General features: G+C 44.3%; 10 protein-coding genes and 1 pseudogene. 6 read left to right on the plus strand and 5 right to left on the minus strand.

The genetic code is table 11. The features are described from left to right. Positions 1-48: 48 nt before the first annotated feature. From ACMHKH_RS06930 to ACMHKH_RS06940, 3 genes are all read right to left on the minus strand, one after another. The gene (locus ACMHKH_RS06930) at positions 49-1,491 is read right to left on the minus strand and encodes an APC family permease (RefSeq protein ID WP_413519911.1); all 1,443 of its coding nucleotides are present in this window, start codon (positions 1,489-1,491) and stop codon (positions 49-51) included. Positions 1,492-1,755: 264 nt separating this feature from the next. Beyond that, positions 1,756-3,015: a 4-aminobutyrate--2-oxoglutarate transaminase gene (gabT, locus tag ACMHKH_RS06935; RefSeq protein ID WP_413519912.1), complete on the minus strand. Its 1,260-nt coding sequence runs from the start codon at positions 3,013-3,015 to the stop codon at positions 1,756-1,758. A 169-nt stretch (positions 3,016-3,184) separates the two neighbouring features. Next, positions 3,185-4,657 (minus strand): NAD-dependent succinate-semialdehyde dehydrogenase, encoded by a 1,473-nt coding sequence (locus ACMHKH_RS06940; protein ID WP_413519913.1) that lies wholly within the window; start codon positions 4,655-4,657, stop codon positions 3,185-3,187. A 248-nt stretch (positions 4,658-4,905) separates the two neighbouring features. On the opposite strand from ACMHKH_RS06940, the gene ACMHKH_RS06945 reads away from it, so the two are divergent. Beyond that, positions 4,906-5,664 carry an IclR family transcriptional regulator gene (locus ACMHKH_RS06945; RefSeq protein WP_413519914.1) on the plus strand — a complete coding sequence of 253 codons (759 nt, stop codon included), beginning with the start codon at positions 4,906-4,908 and terminating at the stop codon, positions 5,662-5,664. Between the two features lie 64 nt (positions 5,665-5,728). Here ACMHKH_RS06945 and ACMHKH_RS06950 read toward each other — a convergent pair whose 3' ends face one another. Both ACMHKH_RS06950 and ACMHKH_RS06955 read right to left on the minus strand, forming a co-directional pair. After that, positions 5,729-6,928 carry a CaiB/BaiF CoA transferase family protein gene (locus ACMHKH_RS06950; protein ID WP_413519915.1) on the minus strand — a complete coding sequence of 400 codons (1,200 nt, stop codon included), beginning with the start codon at positions 6,926-6,928 and terminating at the stop codon, positions 5,729-5,731. A 284-nt stretch (positions 6,929-7,212) separates the two neighbouring features. After that, complete coding sequence (locus tag ACMHKH_RS06955) at positions 7,213-8,397, minus strand: acyl-CoA dehydrogenase (RefSeq protein WP_413519916.1); 1,185 nt, start codon at positions 8,395-8,397, stop codon at positions 7,213-7,215. A 175-nt stretch (positions 8,398-8,572) separates the two neighbouring features. Between ACMHKH_RS06955 and ACMHKH_RS06960 the strand changes: the two genes are divergently transcribed. From ACMHKH_RS06960 to ACMHKH_RS06980, 5 genes and pseudogenes are all read left to right on the plus strand, one after another. Further along, positions 8,573-9,400: an IclR family transcriptional regulator gene (locus ACMHKH_RS06960; protein ID WP_413519917.1), complete on the plus strand. Its 828-nt coding sequence runs from the start codon at positions 8,573-8,575 to the stop codon at positions 9,398-9,400. 181 nt (positions 9,401-9,581) lie between these two features. Continuing rightward, on the plus strand, positions 9,582-10,040 hold the full coding sequence (locus ACMHKH_RS06965; RefSeq protein ID WP_413519918.1) for a DIP1984 family protein: 459 nt from the start codon (positions 9,582-9,584) through the stop codon (positions 10,038-10,040). A gap of 649 nt (positions 10,041-10,689) precedes the next feature. Beyond that, positions 10,690-12,495 (plus strand): FMN-binding glutamate synthase family protein, encoded by a 1,806-nt coding sequence (locus ACMHKH_RS06970; protein WP_413519919.1) that lies wholly within the window; start codon positions 10,690-10,692, stop codon positions 12,493-12,495. 38 nt (positions 12,496-12,533) lie between these two features. Further along, a complete protein-coding gene (locus ACMHKH_RS06975; protein WP_413519920.1) occupies positions 12,534-13,385 on the plus strand; it encodes a phosphodiester glycosidase family protein in 852 nt (283 codons plus the stop codon). 1,129 nt (positions 13,386-14,514) lie between these two features. After that, positions 14,515-14,694 (plus strand): annotated as a pseudogene (locus ACMHKH_RS06980) (glycine zipper domain-containing protein); the annotation flags it as partial. Positions 14,695-15,274: the final 580 nt, after the last annotated feature.

The raw sequence follows: 15,274 nt of genomic DNA on the forward strand, positions 1-15,274 counted from the left end.
GTCATTGATGATAATTATTTATGGTAACTATCTATAATGATTAAACACTTACTTCTTAGTAGGATTGTCTTTTAACCATAGCTGATTGACAATTTTTAACTCGCGCAGCTCTTCTGCCATAATCGCCTCACTAATGCCAGGGTACTTTATCCTTGCATAGCTATATAACACGATACCTAATGCAGTCCAGCCAAAGAAAATCCACCATTCGGTAGCAGTTAATGCTGAGGGCATACCTGGCATATACAATACCAATAAACCGAAACCTAGTACAATCGTTACCATACCAACAAGCTTACCTGCCGGTATCTTAAAGGGACGTACCATATCAGGCTCGCGATAGCGTAGCACTAAGAAGGAAATAGCAACACAAGTATAGGCAATCACGATACCAAAACCACCGGCATTAACAATCCAAACCAACATTTTTCGACCGAATAATGGCGCTAACGTCGCTAAACCGCCAATAAGTAAAATGGCATTAGAAGGGGTTTTATATTTTGGATGTAACTTACCTAAGAAGGCTGGCAACATATGGGCTCTGGACATTGCATAAAGCAGACGACTACCGCCAATTAAGAAAGCGTTCCAGCTAGATAAGATACCTAGTACCCCACCGATAACCAGTAAAATACCTGCCCATTTACCTTGCCAAGCATTGGTCATAGCATCAGCTGTGGCTAAGGTTGAGCTTTCCGCTTGTATCAGTGGCAACGTCGTTCCAACACTCCACGCGATACCCACATACCACACTACCGCCACGATAATCGAGATAATCAAAAACTTACCGATATTAGGGCGAGTAAGATCAATTTCCTCTGCTGCCTGCGGGATAACGTCAAAGCCGACAAACATAAACGGCACCATAACAATCACTGCCATTATACCGCCGATACCACCAATAAAGGCTGGCGCTTGCACCGCTGTAGAGGTTTCAGGGTTATAAAGCATGGCACCAATAAATAGCAAAGTCCCGACGAATAAAATACCCAAGACAGCAGTCTTTTGGAACCATGCACTGACTTCCATACCGCGAATATTGAGCCACGTGACGATGATTGAACCTAGCATCCCGACACCGACCCAAGTCGCATAAACATCCCAGCCAGCGATGGTCCACAGATAACCTTGGTTATAATTGGGAATAAAGTATTCAACCACGGTAGGCAACGCCACGGCTTCAAAAGCAACTACCGAGAAATAACCAAACAGGATACTCCATGAGCAAATAAATGAGACCGTGACCCCTAGCGCTCGATGCGTATAAGTATGCTCGCCGCCAGTCACTGGCATTGATGCCGCAAGCTCAGCATAATTCACACCAATCAGTATGACGGCCAGTCCACCTATGAGGAACGCGAGCATCGCGCCCCACGTACCAGCGGATAAAATCCAGCCCCCAGCTAAGACTACCCAGCCCCAACCTACCATCGCACCAAATGCTAGGGCGATAACATCTAGCGTCCCTAACGATTTTTTTAATTCAGACATAACTTACTCCTTGTCCGTGTTTCATCCTTGTGACCCTCTTGCTTATTACACTTAGAGTGACACTATTTCGTATTTAACAGGGCATTGCCCCTCATTTTTATCTTTCCATACTTCTCGGTAGAGAAGCTTGATTGTATTTTTATATCTTGATAGCAGAGACAACAACGGCGTCTTGATTTGCAAGGCGCCGCTGTAAAACCATCGCTCAAAGCAGGACTTAAAAACCCTAACCTCAAACATTCATTATCTTAAATCGTCATGCTTTTAAGCGGTTAAAATATCTTTGATGATATCTAAGCCTTCTTGTAGCACTTCATCTTCAACTGTTAAGGGCACCATCACACGAATGGCGTTGCCATACATACCGCAAGACGCTAGTAGCAGACCCTGCTCGAATGCTTTGGCTTTTAAATTAGTAGTCGCTTCAACATCTGGCTTGCCTGCGCTATCGATTAGCTCAAACGCTAGCATGGCGCCTTTGTGACGAATATGACCGATGCTACTTAGCTTTAATTCTCTTAAGAAGGCTTCGATTTTGTCGCCAATCTCAATACTGCGCTCAAGCAGGTTTTCTTCTTCAATGACTTCCATGACTGCTAACGCTGCCACACAAGCCAGTGGGTTACCAGCATAAGTACCACCCAAGCCGCCAACTTGCGGCGCATCCATAATATCCGCGCGACCGATAACGGCAGAGATAGGATAACCGCCTGCCAAGCTCTTGGCACAAGTCATCAGATCCGGCTCAACACCCAATTGCTCAGACGCAAACAAGGTACCAGTACGGGCAAAACCACACTGTACTTCATCAAAAATCAGAACGATGCCATGCTCATCACAGATATCACGTAGAGACTTAGCAAATGACGGGGTAACTTGATGGAAACCGCCCTCGCCTTGTACCGGCTCGATAATCATCGCTGCCACTTCACTTGGATCGATATCCGCTTGGAAAATCATCTCAAGGCTATGCAATGCTTGTTCTTCAGTTACATTTAACTCTTCAGCTGGGAACAAGGCATGGAATACAGGGCCTGGCATCGGACCAAAGTTCTTTTTGTATGGCAATACTTTACCTGTCAGACTCATGCACATCAGTGTACGACCATGCCAACCACCGACGAAAGAAATCACGCCTGGACGACGGGTTTTTGCACGAGCAATCTTGATACAGTTTTCTACCGCTTCTGCACCAGTGGTCAAGAAAAACGCTTTAGTGTCGCCACTGATAGGCGCTTTTTCACAAAGCTTTTCAGCAAGATCGACATAGCATTCATAGTTAATCATTTGCGCGGCAGTATGGGTAAATTTGTCTAGCTGCTCGTGCACACGCTGCGTAATTTTTGGATGGCTGTGACCAGTATTTAGTACTGAGATACCACCGACGAAATCGATATAACGATTGCCTTCAACATCCCATATTTCTGAGTTTTTGGCTTTTTCTGCAAAGATAGGAAACGCTACGCCTAGACCTGTTGGTAGGACGGCTTTACGGCGTGCAAGTAATGATTGATTGGTAGTCATAAGAATATCCTTTTCTTTCTTTTACATAGATGCCAGTGAATTTATGGCAGTTTATAGGGTAAGGTTTAGGGTTATTTGGGATTCGTGCTGTGTGATTCAGTACTATGAATCCCGTTTCATGCTGTGTGACTATTAAAAATGCTATTTATATAAAAATATAAATCAGAACTTAACTAACGTCAGAGCACCAGTACTTGGTCACGACATATTCTTCGATGCCGTATTTGGAACCTTCACGACCAAAGCCAGACTGCTTAACACCGCCAAATGGCGCAACTTCAGTAGAAATCAAACCGGTATTGTGACCGATGATGCCGTACTCAAGCCCTTCGGTGACGCGCCACGAACGCGCATAACTGCCGCTATAGAAGTAAGCCGCCAAGCCATAAATAGTATCATTGGCCTGATGAATAACGTCTGCCTCATCTTTAAAAGTAAAAATGGTAGCGATAGGACCAAAGATTTCTTCAGAAGCAATATCCATATCACTACTGATATCACTGATGATGGTTGGATTATAGGTCAGCTCTGATGCGTCGTTGGTGCTGCCGCCCGTGACAAGCGTTGCACCTTTATCTAAGGCATCTTTTAGCAAGGCTTGCACTTTTTCTAACGCTTTTTTATTAATCAATGGACCAATATCCACGCCTTCATCCATACCATTACCGACCGTTAGCTCAGCGACTTTTTGCACAAATATCTCTAGAAACTTGTCTTTAATACTGTCTTGCACGTAGACACGATTAGCACAAACACAGGTTTGACCAGCATTACGATATTTAGAAGCGATTAAGCCTTCAGCAGCTTTTTCTAGATCAGCATCATCAAAGACGATAAATGGCGCATTACCGCCAAGCTCTAATGACAGTTTTTTGATGGTTGGCGCACACTGCGCCATCAAGGTACGACCGACTTCAGTAGAGCCTGTAAATGACAGTTTATGAATGCGAGCATCGCCCGTTAGGATATCACCGATGGTTGAGGACTTACCCGTCACTACTTGAATCACGCCTGCTGGAATACCCGCTTGCTCAGCCAATACCACAAGTGCCAATGCAGAAAACGGTGTTTCAGTCGCAGGTTTAATAATTATGGTACAGCCTGCTGCTAGTGCGGGTGCGGCTTTACGCGTAATCATCGCTGCTGGGAAATTCCAAGGCGTAATAGCTGCACAGACACCGACAGGCTGTTTTAGGATTACATGGCGTAGCTGTGCTTGATTAGCAGAGATGACATCACCGTAAATACGCTTGCCTTCTTCGGCAAACCAGCGGATAAAGCTATTGGCATAACCAACTTCACCGCGTGATTCGTTTAAAGGCTTGCCTTGCTCAGCGGTCATGATGATCGCCAAATCTTCTTTATTGGCATCAATCAAGTCTGCCCACTTTTGTAGCAGCTCAGCACGCTCTTTTGGGGTTTTGGCGGCCCAAATGATTTGCGCTTCATGGGAAGCGGCAACCGCATCATTGACATCGTCGGTTGTTAAACTTGGCACCGTACCAATAATATCTCCGCTAAAAGGATTACTCACATCAATCGTCGCTTCATCACTAGCGGCATGCCAACCGTCTTTGATAAAGCATTGCTGTTTCAGTAGCTCTGGGTTTGCTAGCGGTAGCGTATGTGGCAGTTGTGACATGTTGACACTCCTTGTCAGTGTTATTATTAAAATAGGGGTTGCAGATTTATAGCGACAAATAAAAGATAATGACTTAAATAATTATTGATAACTTATTATTTGTTCAATATACTGAACATATATTCTATATACGAGACATCATTATAAGAATGATGAACTCGTATTTGCAACCCCTATTATCAATTTTGTGATGATTTATCGCTTAGTTTTGATTATTTTTCAATCTTACCGACTTTTATAGGTTCCTTATGAGCACCACTGCCGTTCCTGCCTTGGACAAAACCTTTCAGATTTTGGATTTGATTACCGATAGCGCGCAACCTTTAACAGCGGCTCATATTGCAAAAGAGCTCGACCTGCCGCGTAGCTCAACCCACAATATTTTGCAGAGTCTTTTAGCTAAGCATGTCATCTATAAAGATACTGACAACCGCTTTTATTTAGGCTCGTATTTGATGTACTGGGCGGGCAAATACGAACAGCAGCAAGGCGTTATCCAGTTATTTAAAGACCTTATCGTCCAGTATCCGATTCTTCTTCAACATACGGTAACTTTGTCTAAACTTGACTTAGGAGAAGTAGTATTTTTAGCCTGTCATGAAGCGCCTGCTCCGCTTGGCTTTACCTTCCGCGCTGGCGTACGTGTACCAGCGGTATTCTCTGCTACTGGCAAAGCCATGCTCTCAACTTTATCTATGGACAGCATAAAATCCATTTATGCCAGTGGTTTCCCTACGCCAATTACTCAGTACGGTGTCGATAACTTTCCCGATTTATCCACCGAGCTGACCGCTATTCAAAAAAACCGTATTTCACTGGACGATGGACAGCTGCGTGAAGGTATGTATTGCTTAGGTACTTATATACGCAATGCTTCAGGCATTGCAGTTGCAGGTATGGCAGTGAGTTTTTTGCAAGCAGAATATGAATCAAAATACGCTGAAGTTAGTGCCGTACTTATTGAACTGGCTGAACAAATTGAACAGCGTTTAGGCTTTAAGGCATAGCATTGAGTGTAATGTTGATATTATTCAATACTCGCTACTCATTACCTTTGGCTAAAAAACAGACTTAAACAATCCCATCCGCTTTAAGCTTAGCTATCATCTCGCTGTCATAGCCTAAATCAGCAAGTGTGCTATTAGTATGTTCGCTGAGTCGCGGTGGCGGTGACCGGTAAGTAACTGGTGATGCAGACAACTTAATCGGACTACCAAGTGCTCTTACTGGACTGCCTTGTTCGGTAAAATCAACCACCATCTCACGTGCTAGCGCTTGCGGCATGGCCAATGCCTCAGCGATGTTATTAATCGCCCCGCTCGGAATACCTGCTTGATCCAAAACCTCCAACCAATAAGCGCGTGGTTGCTCGGCAAATTTTTTGCTGAGTTCGCCGCATAGTAGCTCACGATGAGCAACGCGTGCTGGATTGGTCATAAATCGACTGTCAGTATGCCAATCAACATTCAACACATGACATAGCTTGGCGAACTGACTGTCATTACCACAGGCTAAAATAAAGTGCGCGTCACCCTGCCCTGCAAACACTTGATAAGGGACTATATTAGGATGCTGATTGCCCAGTCTTGGCGGCACTTCGCCTGATGCCAGATGGTTCATACCAACATTAGCGAGCATCGCCAGCGCACTATCAAGCAGTGCCACATCAACATGCTGCCCAAGCCCCGTATTTTGACGCGCTAATAATGCCGCTTGAATACCAATGGTCAGCTGCAAACCTGCAAACAAATCAACCACTGCCACGCCAACCTTATACGGTTCGCCATCGCTCGGACCCGTAATACTCATCAAGCCTGATAGACCTTGAATAATATAATCATAACCGGGGCGCTTGGCATCGGGTCCCGTCTGACCAAAACCCGTTAGAGAGGCATAAATCAGGCGCGGATTACTCTGTTTTAGACTGTCGTAATCTAAGCCGTACTTTTTAAGACCACCAACCTTGAAGTTCTCAACGACGATATCGCTATCAGCGATAAGTTGCTTGATAATGGTCTGCCCTGCTGGTGTGGTGATATCGACGGTGAGAGATTTTTTATTGCGGTTAATGGTGGCGTAATAAGCAGAGGTGTCATCACTGAATACTGGCGGAGCCCAATGGCGTGTTTCATCACCAATATGCGGACGCTCTACTTTGATGACTTCTGCGCCAAGATCGGCAAGCACTTGGGTACAAGAAGGGCCAGCCAATACTCGTGATAAATCGAGTACTTTGATACCGTGCAATGCGCCTTTGGCTATATCAGTCATAATCTTCCCTTATTATGTAACCTATTCTTTGATAAAAAATTGCTATACATCATTTATCTTTTAATGCATGTAATACCTTTAATGCCTTTAATGCTTTAAATGGTAGGTACTGATAAATAAATGATGGATAACAACCATGCATAAAAACGATGTATGAAAATCAGAAACGCACGCTACTGGCTATAACAGCTTATTAAAAAGCCAAACAGTAACGTACGTTTATGGTCTAAAACTCGCTAATACTTATCGGTTAGCACTATTAGCTAGCACTTATTACCTAACAACTAATAAAACGCTTGAATCCCTGTCTGCGCACGACCTAAGATAAGCGCATGAATATCGTGCGTGCCTTCATAAGTATTGACCGCTTCTAAATTCATCACATGACGAATGATATGGAACTCATCAGAGATACCATTACCGCCATGCATATCACGAGAAACACGCGCGATATCTAGCGCCTTACCGCAGTTATTACGCTTAATCAGAGAAATCATCTCAGGAGCCGCATTGTCCTCATCCATCAGACGACCAACACGTAGCGCTGCTTGCAGACTCAAAGCAATTTCTGTTTGCATATTGGCAAGTTTCAACTGCACGAGCTGCGTCGCGGCTAGTGGACGACCAAACTGCTTACGGTCTAGCGTGTACTGACGAGCCGCTTTCCAGCAGAATTCAGCCGCGCCCATCGCGCCCCATGCGATACCATAACGGGCTTTGTTTAAGCAGCCAAATGGTCCTTTTAGACCACGGATATCTGGAAAAGCATTGGCCTCAGGGACAAACACTTTGTCCATCACAATCTCACCCGTGACTGAAGCACGTAATGAAAATTTACCTTCAATTTTCGGCGCTGATAACCCTTTCATGCCTTTATCTAAGATAAAACCACGAATTTCACCAGCATCATCTTTTGCCCAAACCACAAATACATCAGCGATAGGGCTGTTGGTAATCCACATCTTATTACCCGTCAGCTCATAACCGCCATCAACCGCACGCGCACGTGTCGACATTGAGGCAGGATCTGACCCTGAATCTGGCTCCGTCAAACCAAAGCAGCCGACGTACTCACCTGTAGCAAGCTTAGGCAGATATCTCTCTCTTTGCTCTTCAGTACCGTATTCATGGATAGGATGCATCACCAAGCTCGATTGCACACTCATCGCTGAACGATATCCTGAATCAACAGCTTCTACTTCTTTAGCAATCAAACCATAAGCAACACTAGACAAACCAGCGCAGCCATAACCTTCAATCGTGACGCCAAGTAAACCCATCTCACCCATTTGACGCATAATATTACGGTCAAAATTCTCATGTCGATTGGCTTCAACAATGCCAGGCATCAGCTCGTTTTGAAAAAACTGACGGGCGCTGTCCGTTACCATGCGCTCTTCGTCAGTAAGCTGATCGCGCAATAAAAAAGGATCTTCCCAGTCAAAACTTGGGCGAGTAGATGTTGCCATGTGGATCTCCTTGATATCAGTCATCCTGACCGACGAGTAGTAATTAATGAGTAAATTGACTTAATAGGTTATTGACTTACTAATTCCGCTATGCGAAACTTAGTTTCATAATTTAAATCCATTAAAACAAAGTTTCAGGTCGCTGTAAACCTTTATCAAAAAAAATGAGCATAAAATGACAAAAAATATATCAGCAGCTCTACCATTACTGACTCGAATGAATACCATCCTTGAGCAAAGCAAAGAAGATAATGACAGACAATTTGTGACTGCATTGGGGCGTGGACTAAGTTTGCTGGCAGCATTTGAGCAGCATGAGCAGCTGAGTCATCAACAGTTATGTCAGATGACCACACTGCCAAAAGCGACCATCACTCGTCTGATTCATACCTTGATGACGCTTGGATTTTTGCGCATTACGGAACACGGACAGTATCAGTTGGGCAGTAGTGCGGTGCGATTAAGTGCCATTGCATGGAGTCGTCACGATATGGTCGCGGCAGCTGAGCCGTTACTGCGACAGTTTGCGAGTAATAATCAGGTATCAGTAAACTTGGCAACCGAGGTCGAAGGAGAAATGCGCTATCACGCTTGTTGTCGTAGCCCTGCTCGTCTATCGGTCAATTTGCAAGTTGGCTCAGCAGTGCCCGTCGCTCGCACCGCTATTGGACGCGCTTTTTATGCAGCCAGCTCACCAGCGAGACAGGCGGTGATTCGTAGTAATTTACAAGAGCATTTATCTACAGAGGATTATAACCACGCGCAATCTGCTCTCTCTAACGCCGCAGAGCATTATAAGGTGCATGGCTATACAGTATCGGATGGTGAGTTTTCTACTGATATATTGGCTGTGGCCGTCGGTGTCTTTGATATTGCGACTGGGCAATACGCTTATTCACTTAATGCCAGTGTACCGAGCGCTAATTGGCAAATTAACGACTATGCGGCGATGATTGTGCCAAAACTGCAAGCGTTGGCTGAACGGATTGGTAGTGGGGTTTAGAGAAGATAAAGATTATTTCGATGAAGTTATAGCAGCGCGTAAAATATAGATGATGTGATGCAAATATAAGATGATTTGGTATGAGTGGTGTATAAGCTATGCTATATGATTTGTATTGAAAGATAACAAGCGTTAAGCTTTAACGTAAATATCAATAATAATAAAAATATTGGAGCAAATAATGAAACTCGCAGAAGCCCTACTCATCCGTAGCGATATGCAAAAAAAGCTCGCCCAAATCAAAGCGCGCATTCGTAGTAACGTTAAAGTCCAAGAAGGCGATACGCCAAACGAAGACCCAAACGCCCTGATGATTGATGCGAGCCAAATCATTACTGAGCTGTCTACTCTGATTGAACGTATTCACCGTACCAATGCGATTGCAGTGACCGATAAAGGTCAGTCGATGATGACGCTATTGGTCGAGCGTGATTCGTTAGAGCTGCGCCATAAACTATTAATTGAGGCGATTGAAGCCACGGATACTGAGGCAGACCGCTATAGCCATCGTGAGATTAAATGGAATATCATGGTATCGGTCGCAAGCTTACAAAAGCAAGCCGATGACATTGCGATGAAGCTACGTAAAATTAATATTGTCATTCAAGCCAATAACTGGCAAATTGACCTTGTTGAATAATCACTTTTTAGAACATTAATTTTAGAATTTCCTATGTGCTCAATATAAGCGCATGGACTACCCCATTGGAACCGACTGGGCGAGTGTCAGACCCCAAACCGCCACAGCAGGGGGTTGAAAACATACTGTAGTGGCTGCTACGCGTTGCGGGCAAACGCTTTTTTTACCATTTATGCTCCGTACACGTCACTAGGCACAGAGTACCACTTAGACCTTACCACCAGACATTGACAGTCGGTTTCAATTTTATTATTTATCTATTACTCAACATCTAGCCAGCTTAATGTCAAAACTCAATGATCAATGCAGCGTTGTAATGTAGATAAATCGACTCCACTATATAGCAAGATACTTTTCGACATTAAAAACGTGAATAAATACAGTTATTCTGCGCTTATTGGCTCACCGTTACTTAATTAATATGGAGCCGTGATATTATAGGCGTATGATACTCACCATGAATTTGAGCCCCTAAGTGCATGTGGTATGCTGTTGTCATTTTGATTTTTAGCGCCTTGGCTATTAGTACTTTCGCTCATTTTAAGAGTCTTACTTAATCTATCTATTTTGAATCATGAATAGCGGCAAAGTTACGAAATAACTTTCTGCCGCATTTTTTAATTCCTATTTTTTGTTGTTGAGCCTTGCTATGCCAAAATCTAGAACCAATTTGAACCCTGAGCCTGACCATAACTCTCCTTATCTAACTGGTGTTTTGCTGCGTTATAGTACCTTTGGCGCTGCGATTTTGCTGTTTTTAGCAGGATTGCTGCTCCTCAACTGGTGGCTAATTATCATCGGCGGTATCGCTGTCGGATTGGGTATTTATGACGTCTTACAATCTAAGCACTCTATCCTCAGCAACTATCCTATTGCCGGGCATATCCGCTATATATTGGAGGACTTCCGTCCTGAGATTCGTCAGTATTTGCTCGAAGATGACAAGGAGCAAGTGCCGTTTTCGCGTCAGCAGCGCGCTTTGGTCTATCAACGTTCTAAAAACGTCAGTGATACTAATGCTTTTGGTACGCTGGACAATTTATACGCTCATGGCAAAGAATGGTTCTTGCAATCAGCAATCAGTGAGCCTCTGGTAAATAAAGACTTTCGTATCGTGGTTGGTGGTGAGCTTTGCAAGCAGCCACACGACATGTCAGTGTTTAATATCTCAGCGATGAGCTTTGGTAGTTTATCAGCCAATGCCATCATGGCGCTCAATCAAGGTGCCAAAATGGGCGGCTTCACCCATGATACTGGTGAAGGCGCAATCAGTCCTTATCATCGCAAATTTGGTGGCGATTTGATTTGGGAGCTGGGTACAGGTTATTTCGGTTGCCGCGATGCACAAGGTAATTTTGACCCACAGTCTTTTGCCGAAAAAGCAGTAGACCCGCAAGTGAAGATGATTGAAATCAAACTGTCACAAGGTGCTAAGCCGGGTCAAGGCGGTGTATTACCAGCAGAAAAGATCACGCCTGAAATCGCTGAAACGCGTGAAGTGCCACTCGGACAAGATTGTGTTTCTCCGTCATCGCATAGCGCTTTTAGTACACCGCTAGAGCTAGTTACTTTTTGGCAACAGTTACGTGAACTATCAGGTGGTAAGCCCGTCGGTTTTAAACTCTGTATCGGTCAACCTTGGCAGTTTATGGCAATCGTTAAAGCAATGCTAGAGACTGATAACTACCCTGATTTCATCGTCATTGACGGCGCTGAAGGCGGTACGGGTGCTGCACCGGTTGAGTTTATGGACAACGTCGGTATGCCGATGGTTGATGGCTTTTTATTAGTGCACAATACCTTAGTTGGTGCTGGTATCCGCGACAAAATCAAGCTTGGGGTTAGTGGTAAAATCGTCTCTGGCTTTGATATTGCCCGTCTGATTGCATTGGGCGCAGACTGGTGTAACTCAGCGCGCGGCTTTATGTTTGCTGTTGGTTGTATTCAATCTCGTTCATGCCATACCAATACTTGCCCCACAGGTGTCGCTACTCAAGACCCTTATCGCCAAAAAGCACTTGATGTACCAAGCAAAGCTGAACGCGTGGCAAGCTATCATAAAAACACCCTAAAATCGCTTGCTAGCATCGTCGGCGCGGTTGGCTTACAACATCCAAGTCAGTTACAGCCTTATCATATTGCTCGCCGTCTCGATGATGGACAAATAAAACTGTTATCCAAGTTTTTCTATTTTGCTGATAAAGGCGCGTTATTAAGTAGCAGCGCCCGCGCAGACGTCTTTAATCAGATGTGGGTCATGGCAAGAGCGGATAGCTTTTTAGCCAATAACGATGCTTTGATTTCTTATAACAAAGACTCGCGTGATAAGGGCAAAGAAACCAGTACCTCAAGAGATTTGGGGCTTGGTAGTTTTGCAAACCTCAATGAGGGCGGGCGTTTAATTGGCAACGTCAACAATACTTTTCGTGAAATCCCTTCTATAGAAGTAGATTAAATGGTGTGGGGTCACTAATATAGGTAAGCTCTATTCTTATGATAAAAGCTAAGTTATCGATACCAAGCGTTATTTTTACTTCGCCCTACTCTTTATTGACGCTAGCGCTGCTTGCATTCAGCATCAGCGCCTGCCAGCCAATGAATGATGCATACGATAATGTGGCTGACAACGATACAGAAAACTGGTCGTGTCAGTCGCAACAGTCGCCATTTGCTTATAGTATTTGTAGCGTTAAAGCAGAAACGCTGAATGATGGGCACTATTCATTAGAGGTGTTTTGGCAACAATCTGACAGTCGTCAACCTCTATTCACTTTTGACAATCTACTAAATACGCTGCCCTCACCGCAATCGCTAAAGTTTGCGATGAATGCCGGTATGTATAATGAAAATTACGCGCCTATTGGCTATACGGTCATCAAAGGTGAAGAGGTTCGTGCGCTAAATCTTAAAGAAGGCGGCGGCAATTTCCACTTATTACCAAACGGCGTACTGTGGTGGGATAAGTCTGGCAAGATAAAAATCAGCGAAAGCACTACGCTATCTAAGCAGCTAAAAGATGGCAGTGCTCAGCCGTGGTATGCTACCCAATCCGGTCCTATGCTAGTCATCAATGACACTATCCATCCGCAGTTTAATCCTGATAGCACCTCTCTCAAAATTCGTAATGGCGTTGGCTTTTGTGATGATGGCAGCGTCCAATTTGTCAATAGCGAAGCGCCGGTGAGCTTTTATCAGTTCGCTGTGCTATTTAAAGATGACTTAAACTGTTCAAATGCTTTATTTTTAGACGGCGGTATCGCTTCGGCATTATACGCGCCTAGTATTGATAAACATGATAAAAAAGAGATGGGTGTGATGATTGGATTGGTTGCATTAAAAAAATAACATGATCACTTAGCTCATTAAATTCCATTTAAGCAATAAAGCGCGATCTAACATTATCTCTTCTTAAGTCCATGCAATTATACCAAACGTTATTCAATAAAAAGCGGCACTATTATTATATTAATAGTGCCGCTTTTTTATGCTCAATGACAAATCAATAAAACCATCAATAATAAACGCCTGCCTATTTTGATTTGCTGAATTTACATCTCATTTACTTTTATAGACTTTGAGCAGCATTGTTTAACAAGAAACCTAAATAGAGACTATCCTTTTACTCAACTACTGTACAGATAATAGCTATCGACTACATACTAAGCACTCATCATTAGGCTATATTATTTCACCAGCAACTATCACCATTTGTTTGTAATCATGACATAAAGGTGAGAAGTAGAAAAATGCTAAGTGATAGCTTTATAAAAACTAATCAAAAATCGATTTAGAGGAAAGTTAGCATAAATTTTTTGAAAGGTTTGAAAACTATATAGCTTTTGGAAAGTAATATTTTTAGCTATTTATAACATTCTTAAACATTTAACAATAATAGTAAAAAGGATAATGAATTATGGATAATATCAATCGTACGGTAGTCGTTAATGACAATGCGGACCCAATCACAGGTGAGCCAGGCTCACACCCAATAGGTACTGCCATAGGTGGTACAGGCGGTGCAGCAGCGGGCGCAGCCATTGGCGCTATCGGTGGTCCACTTGGCATGCTGATTGGCGGTGCTATTGGCGCTATCGTCGGTGGCGTTGCGGGTAGTTCTGTTGGCGAGATGCTAGATCCGACGGTAGAGTACGAGTACTGGCAAGAAACTTATACCACGCGCCCTTATTATCAGGCAGACTTTGATTACGATACCGATTATCATCCTGCTTATGCAGTAGGCTATGCTTCACGGACTCATTATCCAAAAACCACACGTTTTGAAGAAGTTGAAGCCGAGCTTGAGCAGCGTTGGTATGAAGTCAAAGGCGATTCGCGCATGACTTGGCTACAGGCAAAGGACATGGTACGTGATGGTTGGGACAAAACCAATGCGCGTCTACATGGTGAAACTTATCAACCAAAAGAGTATGTACATTATGCTGGTCATAGAGAGCCTATTCAGCCTATCCATCATGGCGAAGATAAGCCACATCCTGTCGCGACAGGTACAGGTGCTCTAAGCGGCGCAGCAGCCGGTGCTGCAGTAGGTACGGCAGTTGGCGGTCCAGTTGGTACTGTGGTCGGTGGCGCTGTTGGGGCAATCGCTGGTAGTAAGGTTGGACATGAAGCAGGTGAGCTAGTTAATCCTACTGATAACTTAGAAGCTCATGAAAAACCGCACCCTATCGCTAGCGGTACAGGCGCACTGGGCGGCGCAGCAGCTGGTGCCACTGTAGGTACAGCAGTTGGTGGTCCAGTTGGTACAGTAATCGGTGGCTTAGCAGGTGCAGTTGCTGGTGGCGCTGGTGGTCAAGAAGTTGGCGAAGCAGTCAATCCTACCAACTATGATGAAGCACAACGAGAGGCAAATCCTGTCAGCAGCGGAACGGGTATGGTTGGCGGGGCAGCAGCAGGCGCGGCTATCGGTGCAGCTGGTGGTCCTATTGGTTCAGTAGTAGGCGGTGCCGTTGGTGCAGTGGTTGGTGCGACAGCTGGTAACGCCGTTGCAAATGCCTTTGAAGGCAATATGGAAGAAGATACTTACTGGCGTACCCAACATGTATCGACTGAATACTACAACCCACAGTACGACTATGATACTGACTACCGTAATGCCTACGGTTATGGTTATGCGCAGCGCAAACGTTATGGTAATGACCAAGTATTTGAGCTTGTAGAACAAGACCTACAGCGCGATTGGATTGCTTCGCGTGGTAATTCGCGCTTAGAATGGG

This window comes from Psychrobacter glacincola (genome assembly GCF_965118485.1).
GTDB lineage: Bacteria > Pseudomonadota > Gammaproteobacteria > Pseudomonadales > Moraxellaceae > Psychrobacter > Psychrobacter glacincola_D.

What these genes read in the sequence shown, in the direction of transcription:
- ACMHKH_RS06960 (WP_413519917.1), top strand. Translation starts at nt 8,573, where the DNA reads ATGACAAAAAATATATCAGCAGCTCTACCATTACTGACTCGAATGAAT.
- ACMHKH_RS06940 (WP_413519913.1), bottom strand. Translation starts at nt 4,657, where the DNA reads ATGTCACAACTGCCACATACGCTACCGCTAGCAAACCCAGAGCTACTG.
- ACMHKH_RS06955 (WP_413519916.1), bottom strand. Translation starts at nt 8,397, where the DNA reads ATGGCAACATCTACTCGCCCAAGTTTTGACTGGGAAGATCCTTTTTTA.
- ACMHKH_RS06930 (WP_413519911.1), bottom strand. Translation starts at nt 1,491, where the DNA reads ATGTCTGAATTAAAAAAATCGTTAGGGACGCTAGATGTTATCGCCCTA.
- ACMHKH_RS06965 (WP_413519918.1), top strand. Translation starts at nt 9,582, where the DNA reads ATGAAACTCGCAGAAGCCCTACTCATCCGTAGCGATATGCAAAAAAAG.
- gabT (WP_413519912.1), bottom strand. Translation starts at nt 3,015, where the DNA reads ATGACTACCAATCAATCATTACTTGCACGCCGTAAAGCCGTCCTACCA.
- ACMHKH_RS06970 (WP_413519919.1), top strand. Translation starts at nt 10,690, where the DNA reads ATGCCAAAATCTAGAACCAATTTGAACCCTGAGCCTGACCATAACTCT.
- ACMHKH_RS06945 (WP_413519914.1), top strand. Translation starts at nt 4,906, where the DNA reads ATGAGCACCACTGCCGTTCCTGCCTTGGACAAAACCTTTCAGATTTTG.
- ACMHKH_RS06950 (WP_413519915.1), bottom strand. Translation starts at nt 6,928, where the DNA reads ATGACTGATATAGCCAAAGGCGCATTGCACGGTATCAAAGTACTCGAT.
- ACMHKH_RS06975 (WP_413519920.1), top strand. Translation starts at nt 12,534, where the DNA reads ATGATAAAAGCTAAGTTATCGATACCAAGCGTTATTTTTACTTCGCCC.